The following is a 25,575-nucleotide window of genomic DNA, read 5'->3' on the forward strand; positions in this document are numbered from 1 at the left end:
TCTGGATTGATTTTATTTTCAATTATTGAGAAGAATTTATACGAATCGTTGTCATGTATCCTTTAGTATTAAAGTGAATTTTTATATTGCGATATGCGTTTTTTGATTATCCCCAACAAGATACTCTTACTATAAAGGCTCTGTTGCATAGATTTCTAAAAAAGACATTCCGAAGAAAATAAGGAAACTCTTGTAACGTAATATACAAACAAAAAACCCTACACTTATGAGTAGGATTTTTCTCTTTTTATATTATTCAAAAACCTAAAAGTATACCTGCCCTCCAAACATATTACCGATTGGGTTTATGCATATTTCCTTCGAATTTTGCCAACCACCAATAACAGTAAAGGAATCCCTAGCTCATAAATAGGAAATGCAATTGGAATTACGAAAAATATGTAGTAATAATGGGTAAATGTCTGGATATTTTTAACTGACACAGCTATGATAAACGAAATAGGAGCAAGAACTAACGCTACTTTTCGCCAATCCTTCAAATGAAATATTTGTGCTGTTCCATAACAAGCGATAAACATGTATAACGCCAATTTCACAAAAATACTAAAAAACCAAATAATAACTATCAAAATATCCACATTTTGAATGAACTCCATGACAGATATGTATCGGCTCAAATCGTAAACCGGATACAAAAAACTTGAAGATAAATTCGGACCGAATGTTAAAATGACCGCTAATGTTCCGATTGTTACCATGAAAACGGCTAATCCTACCCCCAACATCGCCCTTGATGACGCTTGCTCTGGTTTATCCATAAAAAAAACGAACATCATCATCATAACAGCCTCTCCAAAAAATGCGGCTACAGGGGTATAGGAACCTTTAAGGATGGGAAGCCAGCCAGAATCGTGATAAATAGGCCGCATATAATCCCAATTCATATTGCCAACATTCAAAATGATTACAAACGTTATCATTAAAAGTACAATTGGCCCTATGATTTCACTTAAACGTCCAATACCTTCCACCCCTCCTTGGTAAATGATAAAAATGAGCAATAACATCGCAGTAAAGACAATGACCCACAAAGGTGTATTATGAAACAAAGCGATAATAATGAATTCACCAAATTCACGGACGGTTATCCAAATTATCATGTACCACCCAAAGAAGTAAGGAATCATCAGTAGCTTTCCTAGCCATTTACCAAGAATAGTTTGACTAAATTCAATGAGAGTTTGTTTCGGATAAAGCGAACCAAGTGTAGTTGCCAAAAAAGTAAGAGCAACCCCTATCACTCCTGCAATCAAAATCGAGATCCACGCATCTTGTTTGACAGTACGAATCGTCGCTGGAATAACTAGAAGGAGTGATTGTCCCACTTCAAATGTGAACATCATCCAAAAGATTTGCCTGCCAGAGATTTTCATCGAATTTCTCACACTCTATATTCCTCCTTATTTTTTCATTTCATTTTTCTTCAACTGCAACGGTGGTCCAGTCAGTCCTACTCGCCGAATAGTAAGCTTTGTATGAACAGAAACCTCCACTTTTCGAAATTGTTTACTCCAATTCTTTTTTAACCCTTTCCATTCGGATGGATATTTTTGATGAATGGCTTCTCCAAATCCAAAGATATCGGTTCCGTATTGTTTTTGAACCTTTTTAATAGTTTGGAGAGCTTCCTTATCGGACTGTTTTTCCAATACATGTTCTAAAAGAGTAAGATTTTTTGGCTTCGAAAGATCTAAATTCGTATTGTTCTCCTGAATTGTTCCTTCACCAGAAAAAACAATGTCACACTTAATTGTGTCCCCTTGTATAGTAGGTATGATTTTTCTATTGATCTTTGTCATATATAAACTTGCACTACCATTTCCTTTAGAGGCCGTTGCTGTAACTGTCTGTTTACTTAAACGATTCACTATCCAAAGAGTAGTTAACCATTCCTGCATGTTCAAGTATCCTACCAATTTGAAATCGTTGTTAAATATAGCACCGCCTACAATTTGAAACCCTTTGACCACGGTTTTACCTTTTTTAGGAGACACATTTAGTTTAATAACGGGCAAAATCGGGGTGATTCCATCACTCGTACCAGCAATAAGAAAATTTAACAAAGACATATCTCCCGCTGCCTCTATTTGCATATGCTCTTTAAGTGCCCCAAGTGCCGGAATAGACTCTAAAGGGATGGATGCTTTCAGAAAATCTTTTGCAGTATTCCCTTTTATGACGAACACACCTACTCGTAATCGAATATCAGGATCGCGGCTATATGCATCTAAAACTGGAGCAAGACCACTTTTAGCCATTTTTTCTCCAATCAATATTACACGCTGGTGCCCTCGAAAAATTTCTCTCGACATTTTTGTTTGCATCATTTGTATAGCTTCATGTGTATCCTTTCCCGTTCCCGATTCTGTAAAAAACGCTTTTCCTGCATTACTTCTTCCGCTCTGTCCCATTCCCATTTTTGATGGAATAATAAACTGAGCACTAATTTCAATCTTATTGTTCTTCGCTTGATCAAGTCCCCATCCTAATTCTATTGCCAAATCATTTAATTCTGTCCGATCCCAACATCCCGTCAAGAAGCATAAAGAAATGACCAGTATCATACAGAGTGCCTTGTGCAGGCTCATTCTGTTTCCCCTCCCCGTTTCTCATCTGGCTTTTGTCCACCTGGAAAACGGACTTTCTCTTCACCAGATACCATTATTGGGCGGTGGGTCATATTCCAACGAGGTGTTCGGAGAAAAACATCCTTTAAATCACGAGGAGTCTGAGGTGCAACTGGACTTAAATACGGAATGCCAAAAGAACGAATGTTAGTTAAATGAATCAAAATCGCAAGGGTACTTATTGCAACACCGTATAGCCCGAGCATTCCTGCCAATAACAGCATAGGAAAGCGTAACATCCGGTAAGCCGTTCCTAAGTTGTAGCGTGGGAACGCAAATGACGCAATACCGGTCGTCGCCACAACAATGACCAAAGGTGCCGAAATAATACCTGCTTGCACAGCAGCTTGCCCGATAACAAGTGCTCCGACAATACTAACTGCGGATCCAACAGGTTTTGGTAACCGAACCCCCGCTTCCCTCAAACCTTCAAATAAAAACTCCATCATTAGCGCTTCTATGACAGCCGGGAAAGGAATGCCTTCTCTCGCAGCTGCAATACTAATAAGCAAATTTGTCGGAATTAATTTAGGATGAAAGGTTGTAATAGCAACATAGAGAGAGGGAAGAAATAATGAAATATTAATTAATATTAAACGTATCCATCGAACAAAAGTTGTGTAGATGGAGCGTTCATAATAATCCTCCGCTGCTTGCAGACCTGTCCAAAATGTCATAGGAACAATCAAAACGAAAGGTGTGTTATCGACTAAAATAGCGACTTTCCCCTCTAATAAACTTGCACAAACCGCATCTGGCCGCTCAGTATTTTGAATTTGTGGAAAGGGCGAAAAGGGTTGGTCCTCAATAAACTCTTCAATGAAAGCTGACTCCAACACTCCATCAATTTGAATTCGCTTTACCCTTTGGCGAACTTCATCCAAAACCAAATCAGGTGCAATGCCCTCAATATAGGCAATTACCACATCTGTCTGTGACAATTCCCCAATCGAATAAGGTTCCATTTTTAGTTTTTGGCTTCGAATTCTTCGGCGAATCAGGCTCGTATTGACCCTTATCGTTTCCGTAAACCCGTCCCGAGGGCCACGAACAGAGATCTCGGCCGTCAGCTCTTCAATACCTCGTTTTTCAAAACCTTTTAAATCAGCGACTAGAGCTTGACTCTCTCTTTCTGTTAAAATAACGATATTCGCTTTCAATACCGCTTCTATAACCTCACGAACTTTTGAAATTGTCTTTACTTGAGAAACCGCAATTAGCTGATTTTGTATAATTTCTCCTACCGAATCCACACTCTTTACTCCACTAGGCAGACCTTCGAACATCATTGGTTTCAAAACAACTTGTTCCACAACTTTAGTGTCAATTAATCCATCTATATAAATAAAAAGAATTTTATTTTGACTATCTATGATTATTGGACGAAAAACAATATCGGAACAATTTTCAAAAACTTGTCTCAAAACTTCTTCATTCGCAGATACACTCTGCTTGAGTTCGCACTCTTGATCATTTTGGAGTAGCATACTTGCACTCTCAAGTTCCTGAATATCTTTTCTCAAACGCTTTCTACTAAGTTTTTTCATCATACTACCCCATTTATCGAATGGTTTATGTTTTTATACTTGAACTTTAGTGTTAGGATTTCTTGACAGAAACGCTTTAGAAACCGTTCCACTATAATGTTTTGGGTAAGTAATCATTTATCTAGAAAACAAAAGGAAAATATCTCCTCTATATCCTTCTTAAAATCTCCTTACACATGAAAATTATTCAATTTTTTCTATAAGTTAGTTATTTTAAAATGAGGTATCCATAAAGTAACTTGTAACTGATGCTTTGTTAAATTGGTAATAATGAGGTTATAGAAACAAGCAAAAAAAGCATGTCCTGAAGAAAGATGAATCAGAACATGCTCTTAATTTATTTATTTGATACTATAGACGTTGATCTTTCTGGAAATTTAGTTGAAAATGATCCGCTTCATTGTATACCCCGAATTCATACCCTTTTTCCTTATAAAATTTAATAATTTCCGGAAGCGCTTGTAATGTCTGTGGTTTTTCATGCATTAGAACTACTTCCACATCTTCTGTTGTTGTACGCTTTACATTTTCTATAATTTGCTGTGGGTTACCTTTTAGTTTCCAATCATTTGAATCTATTGTCCAATCCCAAACTTTTATTGCTGCTTCTACAATTTGATTACGAATTTCCTCACCCTTTAATCCCGGTGCAGATCCATATGGCGGACGAACTAGTTTAGGAGTTGTACCCGTAATATTATGGATCAGAGCTAACGTTTCTTTCATCTCCGGTACAAATTGTCCCTTTTTGTATAGCTTATCACTATTATGTGTCATACTATGAGCACCAATATAATGTCCTTCTTTTACCGCTCTTTTTACATTTTCCTGAAAACCTGTATTTTGTAAATTGCTACCTTGCATAAAAAATGTCGAGGCAACATTTTGTTCTTTTAGTACATCTAAAAATTTCCCAGTTAATTCACTAGGACCGTCATCGAATGTTAAATACACAACCTTTCCTACCGGTTTTCCATCAGGTCTTTTCTGTTTTGCCAGTGATGTGTCCTCTTTCTTTTTTTGTTGTTGCGTATTAGCTAGCTTAATACTTTCATTAGCTACTCCTTTCGCTGGAATAGAGTTCCATTTTCCTATTAAAAAGAACGTGAAAAAGGTCGTTGCTAAAACAACTCCTAGAGATAGTATTGCCTTAGTTCCTACATTTGTTTTTTTCTTATTTTGTGATTCTTTCATTATGTTTCGATCCTTTCCCTACTAATTTTCATATTCATTATTTATACAGCTAAGCATTAACTCCAGTTGATATTTACAATAAGTAGATTAATAGAGGAAGGTGAAGATAAAATGCAGATAATGTCGAAATTAGTTAAAGAATAACTTATTGCATCCACTCTTTAGAAAAATATTGTTTTCTCTAATACAGTTAAATTTGAAAACTGGATATACATCCAAAATAAAAAATACTACTCTTTCTAAACAAAATTTTTATATCAAGATAATAGCATGCTGTTATAAAGATAAAATACTGAGTTAGCCATACTATTGAAATTCTATTATAATTTTGTAATTGGAATTAATTTGAATCAAATAAAGAACTAGAAGAAATATTATTATGTGGAGGTGCTCCGATGAATCTTTTAATTAGAGAGTTAGAAAAAAATGATTTAGACAATTTCCCGAAGATCGATGACAGTTTTATAGTAAATGCTCGGTTAATTCTTTCTCTTTCCAAAGTAAATAGACGTATAGAATATACAGTAGAAGACGTTCCGAGTTATGAAAAAAGTTATTTACAAAATCAAGATGATAATGAAGAACTGGCTTACAATGAATATATAAATAAACCTAATCAAGTAATTTACATAGCACTGTTACATAACCAAATCATCGGATTAATAGTATTGAAAAAGAATTGGAACCACTATGCTTACATAGAAGATATAACAGTGGATAAAAAATATCGTTCACTCGGAGTTGGTAAAAGATTAGTTGATCAAGCAAAGCAGTGGGCAAAAAAAGGCAATATGCCAGGTATCATGCTTGAAACGCAAAATAATAATGTCACAGCATGTAAATTTTATGAAAAATGTGGATTTGTAATTGGTGGGTTTGATTTTCTTGTTTATAAAGGTTTGGATATTGAAAATGATGAAGTTGCAATTTATTGGTATTTTCATTTCAAATAAAACTGTTTTTAACATTAAACAAAGTCAAAATAAAAACCCCAATCTCTCTATATTAAAATTGAGAAATTGGGGTTAAGCTATTTAACAATATTTTTCATTTAAAACAAATAACTAATTAATAATCCTGCTGATAATAAGAAGCCAAAAATCGTATTTGTCATCGCTGTTGATTTCATTGCCATGCGCATATACCCAGGATCCTTTGCTCCTTTTTGGAAACTTTGAATCGCAGAAATTGGCTTTCTCAAACCTAGGAACATAACTAATGCCCAAGGGCTTATATAACCCATTAATACAATTACGGCAATCCATAAATACGCAATGAAAAAGGCTACCGCTAGTGTTACTACAGCTTTCTCTCTCCCAAGGAGGATTACTAATGTCTTTCTTCCACCTTTAATATCTTCTTCGATATCTCGGATGTTATTCGACATATTGATTGCACCTACTAAAATTCCAATTGGAATGGAAATCAATACACTTTCAATCGTTACAGTATTCGTTTGAATAAAGAAAGCAATGAGTACAAAACATGTCCCCATTAACAATCCAGAAACTAATTCTCCAAACGGGGTGTACGCAATTGGTAATGGACCGCCTGTATATAAATAGCCAACTGCCATCCCAATTAAACCAATGACAACTAACCACCAGCTGCTATTCATACAAATATAAATGCCAATAAAAGCTGCTACTACATATAATAAAAGCGCAACTGTTAACACATTTTTTGGTTTCAATCCATGACGGACAATTCCGCCACCGATGCCAACGGATTCAGCAGTGTCTAGTCCACGTTTAAAATCATAGTACTCATTAAATAAGTTCGTTGCTATTTGCAGCGCTAAACATGCAAGCATCATCGCAATAAATAAAAGCCAATCAATTTCGGCAACATAAAGTGATGCCACTGTCCCTAAAATTACAGGTGAAAACGTCGCCGTTAATGTATGTGGGCGCGTCATCTTCCATATTAATTTAGCGGAACTAATTTCTTTTTCATTCCCCATAACTCTGTTCAATCTCCCTACATTTTTAGTATAAATTACTAGCAGTATCTTTCTATCTATTTCCTGCTTCGCATCCATTCATTATATCAATAAATGATTATCCTTTCTAACAAATCTACTTTTAATAAAGTAAAAATTATAAAATGAAACTTTAATTATTAGAAGTTTTGTCACCCCCACTGATTATTAGTACATATTCATTGGGATTTTACGGGCAGCCCTCCCTCCCATTCGCTGAATTTTTAAGGAGGGGATCTTATCCGCCCGCAAATATTGGGATAAATAAAAGAGCCAACTCATATGAGCTAGCTCTTTCATCTCTTATTTTATAAAAATTCAATAGTTACGCTACATTGAAAAACAGATAGATCCTACTTTTTTAGCCCATTAATAATGGTATCTATATTCCATTTCATCATTTTTAAGTAAGTATCTCCATCCTCACCTAATTTACCTAGTGAGTCTGTAAAAATTGTCCCTGCAATTGGTACGTTTGTTTCTTTTGAAACAGTTTCCATACTACGTCGATCTACACTTGTTTCAACAAATAAAGCTGGCACTTTGTTTGTTTGAATTAAACTTACAACATCTCGAATTTGATCTGGTGTACCTTGATTTTCTGAGTTGATTTCCCAAATGTATCCCGTCTTAATGCCATATGCTTTTCCAAAATATTTAAAAGCACCTTCACTAGAAATTAAGAAACGTTTTTCTTCAGGGATTTGATGAATTCTGTTTACTGTCTCATCATGTAATTTTTGAAGTTCTGCTACATACTTATCCGCATTTTTAGTATAGAACTCTTTATTTTTAGGATCTTCTTTAATTAATGCTTTCTTCACATTTTCAGCGTATACAATACCATTTTTAATATTCATCCAAGCATGTGGGTCTGGTTCTTTTTCTAATCCTTTTGTTTCTAAATAAATAGCTTCTACACCTTCACTTACTTTATAAACCGGTGCATCTTTCTCTGATTTATTTGCCGTTTTTAATAGTTTTTTAAACCATGCTCCGCCCTCTTCTAAGTTTAGCCCATTGTAAAACACCATATCTGCATCTGTCATTTTCATAACATCTTTCGGTAGTGGATCATATTCATGTGGATTAGCTCCAATTGGAACAAGACTATGAATCTCAACTTTATCTCCACCAATTTGCTTCACCATATCGTATATAATGGAGTATGTTGTTACAACTTTTAATTTTCCACTACCCTCTTCTTTCCCATTTGTGTTACTAGAACACGCTGTTAACGCAAATACGAAAATACAAATTACCGATAATAAAATATTTTTTAATTTCATCATTATCCTCCAATCAATTATGACAACTCTGCTCTATTTTTTCTAATTTTAATAGCTCTCCAAAACAAACCTTGTGACGGTGAGAAAAAGAATGCCAGCGCGAACAAGAATGTTGCAACGAGAACGATTGTTGCACCTGAAGCAAGATTATACGAGAAACTAAAATACAGCCCTACTACAGATGAAAGTGCACCAATTCCTGCCGCTAAATAAATCATGACCCATAAACGATTTGTTAATAAATACGCTGTAGCCGCTGGTGTAATAAGCATGGCAACAACTAGAATAATTCCAACAGTTTGAAGTGAAGCTACTGTAACCATTGTAAGGAGAATCATTAAGCCATAATGAATCCATTTATTCGGTAATCCATAGCTTTGCGCCATCGTTGGATCAAACGTGGATACGAGTAATTCTTTGTAAAACAACATTACAAGACCAATAATGACCACTCCAATAATCAGTGTCATCCACATATCAGAAGAACGAACGGATAAGACATTCCCGAATAAAATATGATACAAATCAGAACTACTCTTCATAAAGGTAATTAAAATAATCCCTACAGCGAAAACAGATGTAAACATAATTCCTATCGCCATATCATGTTTAATACGACTATTTTGACTTACAAATCCGATTCCTACTGCAGTAATAACACCTGTTAAAACCGCTCCTATAAAATAGTTCATTCCAATCATATAAGAAAGCGCTACTCCTGGAAGAACAGCATGTGAAATGGCATCACCCATTAATGCCATACCTCGTAAAATAATAAAACAGCCAATTACGCCGCAAATAACGCCTACCATAACGGAAGTTAATAACGCCTTCTGCAGAAAACTATACTGCGTTAATGCATCTATAAATTCTACAATCTTCATGATGAATGTACCTCCGCTGCATTATTAAACAATATTCCTTGATTCACATACGCTTTTGACATAACAGTTGGTTCTAATACTTGGCGTACTTCTCCGTAATGAATTAAGCTTTTATTCATTAATAGTAATTTATCAAAATACGATTCTGCTTTACTTAAATCATGATGGACAACGACAATCGTTTTTCCTTCTTTACGTAGTTCCCTAAGAATTTTAATGATTGTCTCTTCACTTGTTACATCAATTCCGACAAACGGCTCATCTAAGAAGAATATTTCCGCCTTTTGCGCTAAAGCTCTCGCCAAAAAGACACGTTGTTGTTGTCCACCTGACAGCTCACCGATTTGGCGATTTTTAAACTCTTCCATTCCGACTTTTTTTAAGCAATCAAACGCCCAATCCCAATGCTCTTTCTTCGGTCTTTTCATCATACCTAAAGATGGATACGTTCCAATTAGCACGACATCTAAAACTGTAATCGGAAAGTCCCAATCTATATCACTTCTTTGCGGTACATATGCAACACTCTTTCTAATGCTTCGAATATCCTCTCCAAGGATTTGGACATATCCCTTATCATTTGGAATTAAATCTAATACAGCTTTCATTAAAGTAGATTTCCCCGCTCCATTTGGACCAATAATTCCAACGAGCTTCCCTTTCTCAATATCGAAGGAGACATTTTGAACTACTTGATTCCCTTGATACGATACAAACAAATCTTTAACAATTATAGCCTCATCCATTTTTTATGCATTCCCCTTTCTTTTTTTCGTATATATAATTATTTTGCGTAAAGGCAACTTTTAAGCAAAAAAATATAAAGCGAATGTAAATCCACGTTTAAGTTTCCTTAAGGAAACTTTTTTATATGAGTCAAATTATATAAGTTGTACGCAAATTTGTAAACTAAATTTTACTAATTTATAAATATATAATGAAAATAATTATCAATGTGGAACAAAATATATTATCTATTTTATGATTTTTTGAAAAAGATATTACTGTGAAAAATAAGCAATATAGTATATAAATGAAAGAACCTACTCGTATGAGTTGACTCTTTCTCTTTTACAATATTTGATACGCTCTGCAGCAAAAAATATAATTAAATTACTTCCAAACAACACCTCGCCGCTCATATTCCATTCTATATTCAACAGCGGCTGCAATTTTAGGACTTGCGAACTTTTCGATAACCCAAAGAGCTAAATCAATTCCTGAAGTAACTCCTCTTACAGTAATAATATCGCCTTGATCTACAATTCTGTAAGGAAGAAACTCTGCTCCATATTCACTCATTTCACTCTGCGCCAAATGATGCATTGTCGCCTTTTTATCATTTAATATACCGGATGCAGCTAGTAACATACCTCCAGTACAAACTCCCGCAACAATCGTTCCTTCATTATGCATCTCTCTAATCGTTTCTGTCAGTGTTCCAAGCTCTGCTTGCTTTCGTGCCCCATGCTCTGCTTTATGATTCCAGCCACCACCAGGTACAATTAATAAATCTGGGCGATTATCCATTCGTAAAAAATCATGTAGTTTCACCGTAATTCCAAATGAAGTAGTAACTTCTTGTTTCTGTACACTTGATACGAGTTCAACCGTAAATGGAGCCCCTTCTTCTATCGCTCTTTTCAATACTTCAAAAGGTGCAAAGGAGACAAGTTCTCCAAAACCATCAAACAATACAATTTGTATTTTCATTTTTTGAACACCCCATATGCTTTCTTTTTCGCATCCAAAATTAGAATAATAAATGTTATCTACCAATTAACAATGACGACAGTCTTTCTCCTCTTCCTTTATAAACTCTCAAATGTTCTACTAATGCACTCTCGTCACCCATTAGGTTCATCGTCTTTTTAACAAAGTTCCAATTTAAACTACCTGATAACCATAGCAACGAAGAAAGTCTTTCATACTCATTTAAAGTTAAAATGTTATTAGCTCCATACCCTTCTAAAAATGCTCTAGCAACTTTCGGACATACTACATGTGACTCCATTCCTTCTGTCCGGGAATACCACTTTATTAAAAAGGCTAACCCTTCAACGCGGTCAACATAACTAATAGATTCAAAATCCACAATTCCTTTTACCTTTTGACTTGATCCCCATAAAACATTCAAAGGATTTAAATCGGTTTGTACAATAAACTCCAAATTATTCGTATATGCACATTCTATATGACACTTAGCGAGCTCTATATACCCCCGCAATTCCTTACATGTACCACCTTTATTTTCTAATAGCTTTATAAACTCACCATATCCATCTAAATGCGATTTCTTTTGAAAAGTCGAGTTTTGAAATGTACTAGAAATATCATGTATATTTCTTGCTTCCTTTCCAAAAATCTCTGCCATTGTTTCTGTACAATGAGTAATATGCTCCCCTTCAATCCAAGTAGACAATACAAACCGGTACTGTTCATCATTCCAAGTAACAAATGTAAATGACCCTCCCGCCCGATTCTCCTTAATCTGCATAAATGGGATTCCATGCTCTCGTAAATAATACGTAAATCGTACTTGCTCTTTCAATTGTTCATTTGATAATGTCCCAAAAGCTGGATTAGTTGTTCGATCGCTATTCATAAACCGTGCGGAATACCGGTCTCCATTTACGATGATTTTATAATGTAAATCTGTATGCCAACTGTTCTTATGTAATTCTGCTTCCACTATTAGTGGATGAATTTCTTTAAAATAATTTATTACTACATTTCTTATTATGCGTTTCACCCTATTCCCCTTTCATGCAAAAATTCATTCTTGTACTTCCGAATAAAAACCTTTTAAAGTGAGGATTTTTAAGATACACCTAATGTATTCAAATAAAGAATTCTATCCTACTGTGGAGTAATAATAAAGTTATGTAATTTTGCCGCCAAAATTACAATAGCCTTCTATATATGTAGATGAAAGAAGGCTACTAAATCTTTTTAAAAATCTAGTTATTTCATAGTGAATGTATTATTGATTAAATAATACATTTGTTTAATACAAGTACTAAATAAGAAAAATGAAGCGTCATAATGCAATTAACAAATTGAGGATTTTCATTTAAACTTTATAAAACTCAAATGTATTTTTTTCTAAACATATTGTTTCATCAGAGGTTTTGATAATGATATCAAAACGCTGACTATACGAATGCATAAATACTTCATATTGAATCCGGCGTTCTTCATGAGACTGCCTTAAATAATTTATATCGGCTCCCCTTTCAGCTATATCCCGGCTTGATCTTCTCATTAGTTCCGTTTCGCCATCTGTATAAAAATAAATTTTCAAATCAAATAAATCAGGATTAATAAATGCGGCGCTCATTCCTTCCACAATCGTTACTTTATTTTCCGAAGAAATCAACTTACTTTTCATATAATGCGTATCTATCGTATAAAAATCTAGCCCCGCTCTAACCATATGAATATCTCTTTCTAAAGCTGCCAAATGGTGCGCCGCTGGATGACAAGCTGTCATTTTATAACGATGATTTTCATTTTGATATGTATAGTGAATCACTGCATGCTTGCGGATATCTGAACTAACAATGTAAGGATCTGTATTAATATAATTTACTTCATTTTGATTTAGTAGCTTTACGAGTCTATTAGTAAACGTTGTTTTTCCAGCTGCACCATGTCCTGAAATACCGATAACAATTTGTTCATCTCTCATCTTTAACCAATTTATAATTTCTTGTAACAACTTATCCATCATTCTCCCCCTTGCGCTAATATACTACCCTTTATTTATATATCCAAAAATCCTTTCATTTAATTATACTTAACAAAGGAAAGGTAGTGTGATTATTCATCATACCACCTCTAATTCTAAACAACTTTATTATCTTTTATATGACTTTATTATTTATGAACACCTACATGATTAAATATATTTCTAACTTTATAAACCCAACAGAATATCCTCTGCTTTTCGGTAATTTATGCGAACCAATGCAGTCATAACTATGTACAATAAAAAAAGAGCCAATCCCTATAAAATAGAAGATTGGCTCTTTCCTTTATTTACTCCCCTGTATCAGAAAATCTCTTTATACGTTCTCCAATTTCATCGCGAACACGTTGAAATTCAGACCATTCTTTTCCTGCTGGGTCATCAAATCCCCAGTGAACACGATTTACGTGGGGAGGTGTCGAAGGACAAACAGAATCTGCATGACTACAAAGGGTAACGACTAAATCAGCATTATTTAAAATATTTATATCAATCATATCCGAAGTTTGATTTGTTATATCAATATTTACTTCATTCATTGCTTTAATTGCGTTTGGATTTACTCCATGTGCTTCAATTCCTGCAGAATATACATTCCACTTATCACCTAAATATTGTTTGCCCCACGCTTCTGCCATTTGGCTTCGGCATGAATTTCCTGTGCATAAGAAATAGATTGTCTTTTTGTTTTCCATGTTGTTTTCCACCTTTGTTTTTAAATTATACTGGTTGATCATTAAAATATTTACGCTTAAACCAAAAAGCGACGTTTACAAGTGCAATCATTACAGGTACTTCCACTAACGGCCCGATAACAGCTGCAAATGCTGCGCCCGAATGAATACCAAACACACCAACTGCTACAGCAATCGCTAACTCAAAGTTATTACTACCTGCTGTAAATGCTAACGTTGTCGTCACCGGATAGTTTGCACCAATTTTTCTTCCCATAAAGAAAGAAACAAAAAACATTACAATAAAATAGATTAATAACGGAATCGCTATTCTTACTACATCTAATGGTACGCTAACAATCATTTCCCCTTTTAAAGAGAACATAACGATGATTGTAAATAGTAATGCAAGTAATGTAAGTGGACTAATCTTCGGTATAAATACCTTTTCATACCACTGTCTACCTTTTAACTTAACGAGTACAAATCGCGTCAACATACCTGCTATAAAAGGAATTCCCAAATAGATAAACACGGATTTCGCTACTTCTACCATTGTAATATCGACAATAGCCCCTTCAATTCCTAACCATTCTGGAATGACTGTTACAAACACGTATGCATAAACGGAGAAGAATAGCATTTGGAATACTGAGTTAAAAGCCACTAAACCTGCTGCATACTCTTTATCCCCATCTGCAAGATCGTTCCAAACAATGACCATCGCAATACAACGTGCTAACCCAATCATAATGAGACCAACCATATATTCTGGCTTATCAGGAAGAAAAATAATTGCTAAAACAAACATAAGTACAGGTCCGATAATCCAGTTTTGTACTAAAGATAAAACCAATACTTTTACATCTTTAAATACTCGGCCCATTTCCTCGTAACGAACCTTTGCTAATGGTGGATACATCATGACAATTAAACCAACAGCAAGCGGGATAGACGTCGTTCCAACTTGTAATGTATTTAGTCCGTCTACTACACTAGGAAATACATACCCTAAACCAATCCCAACAGCCATAGCTAGAAAAATCCATAGTGTTAAATATCGATCTAGAAAAGATAAACGTTTCATTTTATTTTCCATCTCCTATTAACAACAAGAATTTTGTTCTACTACGTTAGAAGTCGTGCAACAAGATGACTCTTCTATTTTGTGAACATCACTCTGTGCTTTTGTATAAAAGAATTCCCACTCGTTCCCATCAGGATCCGTTACCCAAAACTTATCTTGAACCGCATAGCAACAAGTTGTATCCATCTCATCACGTGCAAAGAAACCTTCTTTTTCTAACCTTTCTTTATGTAACATAATTTCTTCAGCTGTATCCACTTGGAAACCGAAATGATTTACTTGATTTCCCTTCACTTCATCTCTTACGTTCAGTGTAAAATTAAGTCCTGGCGTCTCTAATAAAAATTTTGCATAATCTACTTTCACCTTAACTGGTGACATACCAAATACCTTTTCGTAGAATTCGATAGACTTCTCTAAATCCGTAACATTTATACCAACATGAACATATCTCATAGCTTATTCCTCCTCTTTATATGTTATTAATCAATTTTTTTTGATTAATACTACAAAATTTTAACAGCAACTACCTTTGCCTGTTTTTCTAAAAATGCAGCACAATTCTTCTGATAATAAATTATTTACTTCCGCATCATTTAAATCATAATAACTCCACGTACCTTTTGTTTCTTTTACAATTAAACCTGCATCTAATAAAATCTTTAAATGATAGGACAACTTAGATTGCGTCATTTCAAAAATCTCTGCTAAATCACATACACAAGTCTGGCCTCGCTGGCAAAGTTCATACATAATCTCTAAACGCTTTTGATCCGCTAATGCTTTAAATTTTTTCTCATAGAGCTGAAAATCTTGTGCCATTTTAGTCCCCTCTCCCTTCATCAAATTTTTTTGATGTTTATAGTATATATGTAGTTTAGCTCTTTATGCAACTAATTAATCAATTTTTTTTGATTAATATATTCTTCTCTTCTTTCCCTTAACAGAACTTTTAAGTTATCAAATTACAAAATGCCCTGCATAACAGGGCTATTTTGTAGAATTATGTATGTTTGTATTTGAAATCATACGAAATACTTTCACATAGAAAACTGCACTAACAAGGGTACAAAGTAATATAATTCCGAACACAACAATTGGAGATAGCCATGTAGAAAATACAATCATTATTGGTGCAATAAAACGCCCAATGGTAAATTGTAAATTAGATGCTGCCATATACTGTCCTCTAGAATTTTCAGGTGCATATCTACTGACAAAACTATGTACAACTGGCGAACGAATCAATTCCCCAATAGTTAATATTGCCATAAAGCCAAATAGTAGCCATATATTCGTTGTTAACCCTATTAAAAACATACCCATTCCAAATAATATATTAGAGACAATTAAAACGTTTCGGTCGCTCCAATTCTCAAAATATTTTGCAACAGGTAAAGAACATAAAACAAACAAAATGCCATTTAACCCCATCATCCATCCGAAAATTTCAGTATTACTCAAAGAGAATGAACCAGTACTCCATGAGAAAAGAGATTGAGTTGGTACAAATTCCTTTACATATAATGCAAGATAAAGATCTAGCTGCATGAAAGCTATCATAATCAAAACTCCCGCAAATATGTAAAGAGAGAAAATTTTATCACTAAAAATTTTCATATAATTATTCCATTGTTCTTTAAAGATTTTTGATATTGGATTGTTATCTCCATCATTTTTAGAAGCTTCGGGAAGCGTTTCTCTAATTATGAAATAGATTGCTATAAAATAAATAAATGTAACAATTGTACAAGTCCATAACAATTCACTTCGATAATGAAAGAAGAAAAATGAACCTAACACTGGTCCAAATACAGCACCAATATTATTTGCTGTAACAAAAGTGGCAAAGACCACCCTTCTATCCTTTTCTGGCACTATATCAGCTATCATTGCAGAACTTGCTGGACTGTATATTGCCCCGCTAATTCCAATACCGATATAGGCTAAATAATTAATCCAATGTGAATGAGATAAAGCAAAAACTGCAAACATTGCTACTTGTATGATTGTGCCTAATAGCATGACAGGTCGACGCCCTAATCGATCAGCTAAATATCCACCTAACAAATTACCTATTATGCCTACAAGAGGTATAATTGCCATTAAAATTCCGCCAATTGCTTTACCAAAAGCATCGCTATAGTATATTGCCATAAACGGAAAATACATCCAAAACAATGTATTGAACATAGTTTCGCCAATCAATCTAGTTTTTAAATTTCTGTCCCAAGATAACCATTTCAACGTAATACATCCCCTATTTTAACTTTTCAAATATTCACTATACATTCTATAAACTGTCAGTCCAAGGGAAATATAATAACATAAAGTGAATTTATTTTACAAATTAATATAGAAATATAAATTTTAATTACAACACATTCTCTAGTTATTATCCTTTAATGCAATTCGAACTCACAGATCACCGTTACTATTAAACTAGACTAGACCAGATTCAAGATATCACTAAAGAAATAAATGATTCATAAATAGAAAAGAACATTGATTTTTCAATGTTCTTTTCTATTATTTCTGCATATGAATTAGATTTATATTCGAAAAAGCGCCTTACCCCTGATTCCTCTGTGCCTCTCTAAACTCCTCCTTCACCTTCTCTAACAACCCTTCTTCCGTAATTAATCGATACGCCGTATTTGCTAATGCTTTTGCCGATGTAATTAATGCTTTATCTCCAAGTTCTGAACGTGCTGCTTCTCTAAATTCATTCGTATGTGCAATTAAATCATCTGGTCCGATTTTAATGTACGGATGAATTGTCGGTACGACTTGACTTACGTTTCCTGCGTCGGTTGAACCGATCCCTACTCTTTCTTTACGGTTTACATCTTCACCTAATAGTTCTAGTTCTTCCGCTACGATATCGTTATATGTTTTTGTTACGAGTAATTCATCGATTTCATTTTGGAATTGATGGATTTTTACTTTTGCACCTGTTGCTAACGCTGCTCCCTCAGCAATGTTTCTTACTTTTTCTGTTACTTCCGCGCATCTTTTTCGCGTTGCTGCACGGATGAAGAACCTTGCTGAGGCGTAGTCAGGAATAATGTTAGGTGCTTTTCCGCCTTCTGTAATAACGCCATGAATTTTCACATCTGACGGAAGTTGTTGGCGAAGTGCGTTAATACCGTTATAGAGCTGAATAACCGCATCTAATGCGTTAATTCCTTCTTCTGGTGAAGCTGCGGCGTGAGCTGTTTTTCCGTAAAAATGAAAATCAAGTGGATCGACTGCTAGTGAAGGGCTTGTTGTCGCTGTTTTTCCGCTCGGATGAATCATAAGTGCCGCATCAATGTCTTTAAATAAACCAGCTTTTACATAACTCGCTTTCGCACTACCGTTTGGCCCTCCTTCTTCAGCTGGTGTTCCAAACACGACAACTTCCCCGCCAATTTCTTCAAGCGTTTCTGATAATGCGATCGCTGCCGCAACGCTAATTGTGCCAATTAAATTGTGACCACACGCATGACCGAGTCCTGGTAAAGCATCATACTCAGCTAAAAATGCGATAACTGGTCCTTGTTTTCCTGAACTTTTTCGCGCGATAAATCCTGTTTCATGTCCAGCTATATTGTGCTGCAACTGAAACCCTGCGCTCCCTAGCAATAAACTTAACGTTCTCGATGCGTAGAACTCTTGGTTACCAATCTCCGGATTCGCATGAATATCATGACTTGTGTCTATGTACTTTTCCTTATTTCTTTCGATACTCTCTTTAATTGTTTTTCTTTGTGACGCTACTCCTGTCGCTCCCATTGTTCTTCCTCCTTTTATTTTCACATAAAAAAGCCTCTTTCTAAAAGATAGAAAGAGGCTTCTGTATATACAGTCAAAATGAGCTTCTTTCTTATCTTTCAAGTTACCTTGCTGGAATTGGCACAGTATTCATAACGAATCCGCTGCCGAGGTGTCATAGGGCCAGTCCCTCAACCTCTCGTGATAAGAATTTTCATAAAATTATATTAAATTACATTCATTCTAAGTTCATTCCGATTAAAAGTCAAGGAATTCCTATCCGAATTTACCGAATATCTAAAAATCCTTTTAATACACCAATTGTTTCTGGTGCTTGCAGTCTTGCACATACGTACGGAAATTCCGTACTACCTTCAAACATCATTTGAGATGTAAGCGGTGCACCTGTCCAGAAGATTTCATCATCAATTACTAAGAATGGGAATGCTTTATTTTGTCTTTGTAACTTTACATTTTTCAGTGGAACTGGTCCATCACTATACACTGTTATTTGCGCATTTGTACGCATTAACGCTTGCCATACTCGCTTATCCACTTGTTTTGTACTTGGAAGTGAAATAATAATTTTTCGTTTTGCGGCTAAAATATCTTTTAATAACCCTTTCGGCTCTTCAAGATTCATTCCCATAAACCAGCGTAAACGTTTCGAAATTTTCCGTTCCCACAATTGTCTTGATGTCGTGCGATCATACACATCTCCGTGACGTTCTATATGAGCTGTTAATTGTGATAATGCTTGTTTTCTCGAAAGGTTTTTACGCATATAATGGCAATCTGATAATTGAATGAACTTCCCTCTCGCCCTTGTCACTGCTACATTGACGAGGCGATGGTTTTTGTGATCAAAGAATAATACGCCAGGTCGTTCTTGCGGATAACTGTCAACCGTATCAAAGATCATCATATCTCTTTCAGAACCTTGGAACTTATGAACTGTTGCCGCTAATACTGGTATGTTTTGATATTTCGTTCTCTGCAACATTTCTCTAATACACGTCGATAAAAAGCGTGACTGCGCCCTGTAAGGTGTCACAACACCAATCGATTGAACACCATCTAACAATCCGATTAACATCATTTGCATTGCTACTAAACCAGACATAATGTTAAAACGTGAACCAGATGCAGCGTCTTTTAAAGAAAAGGCTCCCATTAAGCTCGTATCGAATAAAACACTCGCCTCATTTGCGAACGGCTGCAATTGCGCAAGTTCTTTACGCTCTGAAACAGACGGATGATCGTATACTCTATTTTTATAAATAAACGAATTTGTAAACTTCGATATATCCGCATGCATACGTCTTTGTTCCTGCAACATAAATAGGTTCGGATGTGCTTCTGATTTATTAACAGACTCAACAATCCCAGCATGGTAAAACATATCTTCCCCGAGCCATTTGCGAACAAGTTCATGGTTCGCCATCGCAATTGGAGGTAATTGTAAAAAGTCGCCACAAACGACGATACGTTTTCCAAGTGAAGCAGCTAATGCGATTTGCGGAACATATGCCATACTCACTTCATCTACGACAACTAAATCAAATGTACGCTCATAAATCAGTGAATCAATGGCACATTTCGATAAAGTCGCGCCGATTACTTTCGCATTTTCAATGTATTCTTTTTCTACTTCTTTAATTTTTGCTTTTTGCTTTCGAAGATCACTTTCAATCTCTTGTATACGCTTCTTATCAGCAGAAGTCGCTTTATATGATAAAATCTTTTCTCGAAGATCTTGTCGTGTTTCCTCTAAATAGAGTCTTTCTTCTCCCCAAGATCCGTTCGTCGTTTCAACTAACTTCGACGCAAGTAACGTTTCATGATTTCGTATATGTTCATGTTGGCTATAACCGTAACGAACAATTTCGCCAGGTGTCCATTTCTTTTTCTTCTCAATTTGCTTCGTGACTTCACTCATTAATACGTCTACTGCCGCATTACTATGAGCTAATACAAGTACCGATTTTCCTTTTTGATAATGTGCCGAAATAATACGTGATAAATTGTAAGACTTCCCTGTTCCAGGCGGTCCCCACACGTACGTTGTCGGATTGTAAAATGAACGATACGCCAATTCATTTTTCGGATTTTTCATCTTCTCAATATGCTTCGGACTACTCGTCCCGTCAACAAGACGCTTTATACGATTACGTTTTAACTTATCTTTACGCGCTTCTTTCAATCGCTCTTGCAGTTGCTCTAACAATTGCCACGGTTCACTGTATAAAACAGCTTCTCGTATTTCACCTTGTATATAATCATTTAATTTCAATTCTATTTCTAATCCATGTACAGATAATACTTCTCCTGTCGCTTCCTCACCATCGAACTCAATTCGAATTGGTGAACCTTCCGGTAAACTTACTTCCGAAATAAGCTGAAATACATATACTGTACTTTCATAATCTGTATATAAAAAACGACCGTTCATGATAGAAATTTTACTACCACCTATCGTTTTCCAATGCTTAATTTCATACGCTAATGCATAATGCCACTCTTTCATCGTTTCCGATAATGAAGGAGTTTGAGTAGGTGTATTCATCGTATAATCTCCTTCCTTCTCCCCAAACATACTTTCTCACTATACCATATAACACGCTAAAATTTGTAAGGTTTTTATCTTGCTTATTTTCTTAATTTTCAATAATATATTGTATATAATTTTCAGAAAGAAGGAATCTACATGTCAGTTAGAAGAATTGAACACGTCGGACTTATGGTCGCAAACTTAGAAACATCTATTTCATTTTATGAAGAAGTAGTTGGCTTACAGCTCATTAAACGTATGGGACACCCGAATCCAGACTTAAAACTCGCTTTTTTAGGTGTGGAAGAATCAAAGGAAACGATACTAGAACTCATTGAAGGTTATAACTCTTCTCTTCCGGCAGAAGGAAAAGTACATCACATTTGCTTTAAAGTAGATTCATTAGAGAATGAAATCGAAAGAATACAGAAACATAAAGTAACCTTTTTACTAGGAGAAGAAATCGAAACATTACCAGATGGAACACGTTACTTATTCTTCGCTGGTCCTGATGGAGAATGGATTGAGTTTTTTGAAACCGAGAGATAAAGCAAACCTTTATTTTGCGGAATAGAAAAGGAGCCGGAATTACGGTCCTTGTTTTTAACCAGTAACAATGAAACATACCTCCAACCTAAGAATTTACCAAGATTAAAAATACAATCATTTTGTTAGGAGGAGAGAATGGGAAATACAGTCTTTATTCTTGTTTTTTGGATACTGATACTATTTCCAATCCTTTATGTCATCAAGATAAAGGATTGGAATATAAAAACAGCTGCCTTATTTGTTGGAAGGATTCTATTAAGTATTGTCTATTTTATAAATGGAATGGTATTAGGTCTGCAACGAAATTGGGTAGAACCTCCCTATGAAACAGAATGGGATTTCTTTGTAAAGTCTTTACTAAACGGAAAAACTGATGCACTTATACACTTGTTACTTCTAATTATTATCATTACTTTGGATCTATCCATTACATTTTATTATATTAATAAAAAGAAATAGGATATTCTCTCCTATTTCTTTTTTATGAGTAGCGCCATATCGCTATCAAACTAATGTTTTACGCTGCCCCTAAACAATAATTTTTTACATTTTTACTCTGGGGATGTCAATTTTACTATTTTTGGGGTATTTTTTTTACTAGCTTGATGGACATGGGGTTGATTTATTTTCTTAGGCTGATAGGCATGTGGTCCTATCCCATTGCTATTAAGGTAAGAATTTAAGTGTAATATCATTTAAGGTAATACTTAAGATACAAATAAAATATCTTTTCCATGTCGCACTGTTTTATTGAAGTCTATCCCGAGTTGTAGCTAGTTCAATGCGACTGTAAATTCGGAGTTCGGTGCGCCAGCAAATACAACCGTTCCGTTTTCTGGTAGTTTCACTTTGTTATTATCACTAACGACGGTAAAATTAACGCATACTCCATTCTCATCATACACCGCGAATGAACTTCCTGATGACAACTCCACATTCATCGTTTTCCCTGCTGCCTCTTGCGGGACCGTAAACCATTTCGCATGCCCATTTTTTTGCAATGTAACTTTCGATAATTGACCTGTATCAAGGGGTTTTACGTTAGATTCACTGACGTATAAAAAGCTGGACATCTCCATATATTCAGTACCATCCTCTGTATAGAAATGGGCTTCCTTTGTATCCCGCCCATTCATCACAGGAATTTGAATTTGATGCGTCGCCGTATTCGGACCTGTAATTTTTTTGCCGTCCCAATATCCATCCTTGATCGTAATTTGTGTGTTAAGAGGCATTAGTTGTCCTAGATAGTTCATAGAATTAAATTTTTCGTTAACGAGATAGAACTTGCCACCCTCGCGCTTCGCCCATGCAGCAGCTGTTTTCTTCGGTAACACATTGTTTTCTAATTTCTGGGCTAAATAGTGAGTCAGCACATTTTGCCCCAATCCCGGTGATAATTCATATGTGCTCTCTCTCAAATAAACTTTTCCATTCTTCTCTGTGACGAAGTTAAGCTTGGAAGTACCCTTCTCATTTATAAAGCTTCCATCCGCCGTATATACATATTTTTCTTCCGGTTTAGTTGGTAAAAACAGTTCTCCCTTCTTCGTAATTTCTATTTTGAAATGGCTATAGCTATTTCCATAAAATCCTGCTTTTTTTACCACGTCTTGAGGCACTTTGGCCTTGTCGGGCTTGCCGAAGGATTTATCTGGCTTTATATCCTTAATTGTCCCTTTCTCTTTAAGCCTAGCTAGCAGTAATTTATTTGCCAACAGTTGATTTGTCATGCTGCTGCCGCCGGAGGACAATACAGCTGCTGCCATCTTCTGTTCTGGAAGCACGACCAATGTAGCATGTTGCAGTATCGTATCCCCACCCTTAGTCAACGCTTTTATCCCATATTCACTGAATGGGTATAGTTTCACACTATCCCAGCCAAGTCCATAGTTGAACACATTTCCGCTATCTTCCGGCCACATTCCTTTTTTATATTCTTCTTGTTCCATCGCCTTGACTGCTTTATTAGAGAGAATTTCTTTCCCCTGTCCCATAAATATTTGTGAGAATCGCACCACATCTTCTGCAGTAGAAGAGATTCCTCCCGTACCAATTAGATTCACCATTTCACTTGGTAGCTGTCCCTGGTATGTCGGAGAATACAGTCCAGCCCGCTTTTCGTCTTCCCATTTGTCTTGCGATGTTATCGTATGATTCAGTTTTAATGGCTCTGTAAACTTTTGATGTAGAAATTCAGTAAAACTCATACCGCTGACTCTTTCTACCAAGATCTCAGCCAGTGTAAAACCGTCATTACAGTATACTGAGAACGCACCAGGGTCTGCCTTCAAGTTTTGGTTGGACAATTGTTGCAACAAGATATCATGGGCATAAGCATCATTATCTTTAAATAAAAATGCATTATTGAACGTCGAACCTTGCAAACCCGAGGAGTGATTCAACAGCATACGCGGTGTAATACGCTTATATCGTTTATCTTTCATTTTGAAATCAGGAATATAGCGGGCAACAGGAGCATCCAAATCAACTTTTCCTTCGTCTACCAGTTTCATAACAGCCGCAGCTGTATATACTTTACTGGTTGAACCAATTCCGTATAGAGTATCTTTAGTTAGTGGCTCTTTCCCTTCTATGTCGTTCTTACCTGTCTGACCCGACAAAATAAGTTTACCATTATCAATCAGCGCATACTGTACACTAGTCGTCTCATAGGACTTCGTGAGCAGTGCAGCGTTCTCTGCAGCAATCTTCTCCAAATCTTTGCTAGCAACTTCTTGGCTAGATACAACCGGAGTCTTACTGCTAGAAGACGCTATCGCTCCTGTTGGTAGACTCATCGTTAGAGCTAAGGTAGCGGCTAACACTCCAGATAATTTATTTTCCATAAGAAAAATTCCTCCTTAGATAAATGATCGATTTCATCTTTTATTTGTTCAATTACAAACATCACATAAACTACTATTCTGGCTTTATCCCTACTGTCTATATTCAACAAGTAAAATACTTTTAAAAAGCCCAGTATTCTCGGCTCTACCCATACTGTTCAAATTGCCGTCAACATATGCCCCTCCAGCAAAAGTATCAAATCCTAGAATAACATCTGTATGTTCCCATATCGGGACACCGTTAGGAAATATAATTTCATAGATTCCTAGACCATATCCATTGATTCTTCCCTTTCCTGTAGGAACTGTAGTGAGTATTCTGTTCTTTCAGTAATTGCCACCAATAGAATGCTCTTATTACTAGTTTGTTTTTCGTATAAATGTATCCTATTTACCCTCCCTCTTTTACGCTTCTCTATATTTGTATCCTACACAATAAAAATTTCTTTTTTCTTATGCATTTCTTACAATTTCCTTACGTTCAAATCACTTCTATAATTAGGTAGATTTTATTTTAAAATCTCCAGGATAATAAATGCTTATATAATCCCACAATTTCATAGAAGTTGGATTCATAACCCTGCGCCAAATCATCATGCACATCTCTCATATTTCCTTGGATGCCTCCCTCAACCTTTACCACAGTTCCAACTGGCATCAACACTTCTTCACATTCTTATAAGTGGAAGTCATTATTTCATATTCATCATTGTAAAAAGATAAAACGAGAACTGAAACACCCCCTAATATAATTGACGTTGTATGAGCTTAGATTGATAGCGACGGGGTACCGCCAGTATTTCGGAAAAAACCAC

General features: G+C 35.5%; 22 protein-coding genes and 1 riboswitch. Of the genes, 3 read left to right on the top strand and 19 right to left on the bottom strand.

All coding sequences use genetic code 11. The features are described 5' to 3' along the window. Positions 1-305: 305 nt before the first annotated feature. The 4 genes from MR143_RS09740 to MR143_RS09755 all read right to left on the bottom strand — a co-directional run bounded on the left by MR143_RS09740 (position 306) and on the right by MR143_RS09755 (position 5,389). The gene (locus MR143_RS09740) at positions 306-1,394 is read right to left on the bottom strand and encodes a GerAB/ArcD/ProY family transporter (RefSeq protein ID WP_033690224.1); all 1,089 of its coding nucleotides are present in this window, start codon (positions 1,392-1,394) and stop codon (positions 306-308) included. Positions 1,395-1,421: 27 nt separating this feature from the next. Beyond that, positions 1,422-2,609 (bottom strand): Ger(x)C family spore germination protein, encoded by a 1,188-nt coding sequence (locus MR143_RS09745; protein WP_000052108.1) that lies wholly within the window; start codon positions 2,607-2,609, stop codon positions 1,422-1,424. Beyond that, a complete protein-coding gene (locus MR143_RS09750) occupies positions 2,606-4,198 on the bottom strand; it encodes a spore germination protein (protein ID WP_242280724.1) in 1,593 nt (530 codons plus the stop codon). The genes MR143_RS09745 and MR143_RS09750 overlap by 4 nt, the downstream gene beginning before the upstream one ends. Before the next feature lie 348 nt (positions 4,199-4,546). Beyond that, positions 4,547-5,389 carry a polysaccharide deacetylase family protein gene (locus MR143_RS09755; protein ID WP_000665155.1) on the bottom strand — a complete coding sequence of 281 codons (843 nt, stop codon included), beginning with the start codon at positions 5,387-5,389 and terminating at the stop codon, positions 4,547-4,549. Positions 5,390-5,784: 395 nt separating this feature from the next. Between MR143_RS09755 and satA the strand changes: the two genes are divergently transcribed. After that, positions 5,785-6,342, top strand: a complete 558-nt coding sequence (satA, locus tag MR143_RS09760; RefSeq protein ID WP_001050463.1) for a streptothricin N-acetyltransferase SatA — start codon at positions 5,785-5,787, stop codon at positions 6,340-6,342. Between the two features lie 98 nt (positions 6,343-6,440). On the opposite strand, the gene menA is transcribed toward satA, so the two are convergent. The 14 genes from menA to MR143_RS09830 all read right to left on the bottom strand — a co-directional run bounded on the left by menA (position 6,441) and on the right by MR143_RS09830 (position 21,407). Then, the gene (gene menA / locus MR143_RS09765) at positions 6,441-7,352 is read right to left on the bottom strand and encodes a 1,4-dihydroxy-2-naphthoate polyprenyltransferase (protein ID WP_000526084.1); all 912 of its coding nucleotides are present in this window, start codon (positions 7,350-7,352) and stop codon (positions 6,441-6,443) included. Between the two features lie 371 nt (positions 7,353-7,723). After that, on the bottom strand, positions 7,724-8,659 hold the full coding sequence (gene mntA, locus MR143_RS09770) for a manganese ABC transporter substrate-binding protein/adhesin MntA (protein WP_000769183.1): 936 nt from the start codon (positions 8,657-8,659) through the stop codon (positions 7,724-7,726). 17 nt (positions 8,660-8,676) lie between these two features. Continuing rightward, positions 8,677-9,543 carry a metal ABC transporter permease gene (locus tag MR143_RS09775; protein WP_000706185.1) on the bottom strand — a complete coding sequence of 289 codons (867 nt, stop codon included), beginning with the start codon at positions 9,541-9,543 and terminating at the stop codon, positions 8,677-8,679. Then, positions 9,540-10,289, bottom strand: coding sequence for a metal ABC transporter ATP-binding protein (locus MR143_RS09780; RefSeq protein ID WP_000343001.1), 750 nt, complete (start codon positions 10,287-10,289; stop codon positions 9,540-9,542). Before MR143_RS09780 ends, MR143_RS09775 begins: the two co-directional genes overlap by 4 nt. Before the next feature lie 367 nt (positions 10,290-10,656). After that, a complete protein-coding gene (locus tag MR143_RS09785; RefSeq protein ID WP_033673062.1) occupies positions 10,657-11,256 on the bottom strand; it encodes a DJ-1/PfpI family protein in 600 nt (199 codons plus the stop codon). Positions 11,257-11,311: 55 nt separating this feature from the next. After that, on the bottom strand, positions 11,312-12,295 hold the full coding sequence (locus MR143_RS09790) for a phosphotransferase enzyme family protein (RefSeq protein ID WP_000821333.1): 984 nt from the start codon (positions 12,293-12,295) through the stop codon (positions 11,312-11,314). Between the two features lie 321 nt (positions 12,296-12,616). Next, entirely contained in the window at positions 12,617-13,273 is a 657-nt protein-coding gene (locus tag MR143_RS09795) for a uridine kinase family protein (protein ID WP_000359528.1), read from the bottom strand. Between the two features lie 311 nt (positions 13,274-13,584). Then, entirely contained in the window at positions 13,585-13,989 is a 405-nt protein-coding gene (gene arsC / locus MR143_RS09800; protein ID WP_000428359.1) for an arsenate reductase (thioredoxin), read from the bottom strand. Between the two features lie 25 nt (positions 13,990-14,014). Further along, a complete protein-coding gene (gene arsB / locus MR143_RS09805) occupies positions 14,015-15,055 on the bottom strand; it encodes an ACR3 family arsenite efflux transporter (protein WP_000826587.1) in 1,041 nt (346 codons plus the stop codon). Positions 15,056-15,073: 18 nt separating this feature from the next. Then, the gene (locus MR143_RS09810; RefSeq protein WP_001270989.1) at positions 15,074-15,511 is read right to left on the bottom strand and encodes an ArsI/CadI family heavy metal resistance metalloenzyme; all 438 of its coding nucleotides are present in this window, start codon (positions 15,509-15,511) and stop codon (positions 15,074-15,076) included. A gap of 60 nt (positions 15,512-15,571) precedes the next feature. Then, positions 15,572-15,877 (bottom strand): arsenical resistance operon transcriptional regulator ArsR, encoded by a 306-nt coding sequence (arsR, locus tag MR143_RS09815; RefSeq protein WP_000046013.1) that lies wholly within the window; start codon positions 15,875-15,877, stop codon positions 15,572-15,574. Positions 15,878-16,045: 168 nt separating this feature from the next. After that, the gene (locus MR143_RS09820; RefSeq protein WP_000871752.1) at positions 16,046-17,302 is read right to left on the bottom strand and encodes an MDR family MFS transporter; all 1,257 of its coding nucleotides are present in this window, start codon (positions 17,300-17,302) and stop codon (positions 16,046-16,048) included. Between the two features lie 324 nt (positions 17,303-17,626). Further along, on the bottom strand, positions 17,627-18,832 hold the full coding sequence (locus MR143_RS09825; RefSeq protein ID WP_000501360.1) for a M20 family metallopeptidase: 1,206 nt from the start codon (positions 18,830-18,832) through the stop codon (positions 17,627-17,629). Positions 18,833-18,920: 88 nt separating this feature from the next. Next, positions 18,921-19,022, bottom strand: a riboswitch (SAM riboswitch). A 75-nt stretch (positions 19,023-19,097) separates the two neighbouring features. Beyond that, positions 19,098-21,407 carry an AAA domain-containing protein gene (locus MR143_RS09830; protein WP_002181394.1) on the bottom strand — a complete coding sequence of 770 codons (2,310 nt, stop codon included), beginning with the start codon at positions 21,405-21,407 and terminating at the stop codon, positions 19,098-19,100. Positions 21,408-21,518: 111 nt separating this feature from the next. On the opposite strand from MR143_RS09830, the gene MR143_RS09835 reads away from it, so the two are divergent. Next, the gene (locus MR143_RS09835) at positions 21,519-21,911 is read left to right on the top strand and encodes a VOC family protein (protein ID WP_000116338.1); all 393 of its coding nucleotides are present in this window, start codon (positions 21,519-21,521) and stop codon (positions 21,909-21,911) included. 135 nt (positions 21,912-22,046) lie between these two features. Next, complete coding sequence (locus tag MR143_RS09840; protein WP_242280725.1) at positions 22,047-22,370, top strand: hypothetical protein; 324 nt, start codon at positions 22,047-22,049, stop codon at positions 22,368-22,370. A 314-nt stretch (positions 22,371-22,684) separates the two neighbouring features. On the opposite strand, the gene MR143_RS09845 is transcribed toward MR143_RS09840, so the two are convergent. Beyond that, entirely contained in the window at positions 22,685-24,760 is a 2,076-nt protein-coding gene (locus MR143_RS09845; RefSeq protein WP_000428441.1) for a serine hydrolase domain-containing protein, read from the bottom strand. Between the last annotated feature and the right edge of the window lie 815 nt (positions 24,761-25,575).

The organism is Bacillus cereus group sp. BfR-BA-01347, assembly GCF_022663835.1.
GTDB lineage: Bacteria > Bacillota > Bacilli > Bacillales > Bacillaceae_G > Bacillus_A > Bacillus_A thuringiensis_K.

Excerpts from the sequence above, each read along its gene's own strand:
- MR143_RS09740 (WP_033690224.1), bottom strand. The coding sequence starts at position 1,394 with ATGAAAATCTCTGGCAGGCAAATCTTTTGGATGATGTTCACATTTGAA.
- MR143_RS09745 (WP_000052108.1), bottom strand. The coding sequence starts at position 2,609 with ATGAGCCTGCACAAGGCACTCTGTATGATACTGGTCATTTCTTTATGC.
- MR143_RS09750 (WP_242280724.1), bottom strand. The coding sequence starts at position 4,198 with ATGATGAAAAAACTTAGTAGAAAGCGTTTGAGAAAAGATATTCAGGAA.
- MR143_RS09755 (WP_000665155.1), bottom strand. The coding sequence starts at position 5,389 with ATGAAAGAATCACAAAATAAGAAAAAAACAAATGTAGGAACTAAGGCA.
- satA (WP_001050463.1), top strand. The coding sequence starts at position 5,785 with ATGAATCTTTTAATTAGAGAGTTAGAAAAAAATGATTTAGACAATTTC.
- menA (WP_000526084.1), bottom strand. The coding sequence starts at position 7,352 with ATGGGGAATGAAAAAGAAATTAGTTCCGCTAAATTAATATGGAAGATG.
- mntA (WP_000769183.1), bottom strand. The coding sequence starts at position 8,659 with ATGAAATTAAAAAATATTTTATTATCGGTAATTTGTATTTTCGTATTT.
- MR143_RS09775 (WP_000706185.1), bottom strand. The coding sequence starts at position 9,543 with ATGAAGATTGTAGAATTTATAGATGCATTAACGCAGTATAGTTTTCTG.
- MR143_RS09780 (WP_000343001.1), bottom strand. The coding sequence starts at position 10,289 with ATGGATGAGGCTATAATTGTTAAAGATTTGTTTGTATCGTATCAAGGG.
- MR143_RS09785 (WP_033673062.1), bottom strand. The coding sequence starts at position 11,256 with ATGAAAATACAAATTGTATTGTTTGATGGTTTTGGAGAACTTGTCTCC.
- MR143_RS09795 (WP_000359528.1), bottom strand. The coding sequence starts at position 13,273 with ATGGATAAGTTGTTACAAGAAATTATAAATTGGTTAAAGATGAGAGAT.
- arsC (WP_000428359.1), bottom strand. The coding sequence starts at position 13,989 with ATGGAAAACAAAAAGACAATCTATTTCTTATGCACAGGAAATTCATGC.
- arsB (WP_000826587.1), bottom strand. The coding sequence starts at position 15,055 with ATGAAACGTTTATCTTTTCTAGATCGATATTTAACACTATGGATTTTT.
- MR143_RS09810 (WP_001270989.1), bottom strand. The coding sequence starts at position 15,511 with ATGAGATATGTTCATGTTGGTATAAATGTTACGGATTTAGAGAAGTCT.
- arsR (WP_000046013.1), bottom strand. The coding sequence starts at position 15,877 with ATGGCACAAGATTTTCAGCTCTATGAGAAAAAATTTAAAGCATTAGCG.
- MR143_RS09825 (WP_000501360.1), bottom strand. The coding sequence starts at position 18,832 with ATGGGAGCGACAGGAGTAGCGTCACAAAGAAAAACAATTAAAGAGAGT.
- MR143_RS09830 (WP_002181394.1), bottom strand. The coding sequence starts at position 21,407 with ATGTTTGGGGAGAAGGAAGGAGATTATACGATGAATACACCTACTCAA.
- MR143_RS09835 (WP_000116338.1), top strand. The coding sequence starts at position 21,519 with ATGTCAGTTAGAAGAATTGAACACGTCGGACTTATGGTCGCAAACTTA.
- MR143_RS09840 (WP_242280725.1), top strand. The coding sequence starts at position 22,047 with ATGGGAAATACAGTCTTTATTCTTGTTTTTTGGATACTGATACTATTT.
- MR143_RS09845 (WP_000428441.1), bottom strand. The coding sequence starts at position 24,760 with ATGGAAAATAAATTATCTGGAGTGTTAGCCGCTACCTTAGCTCTAACG.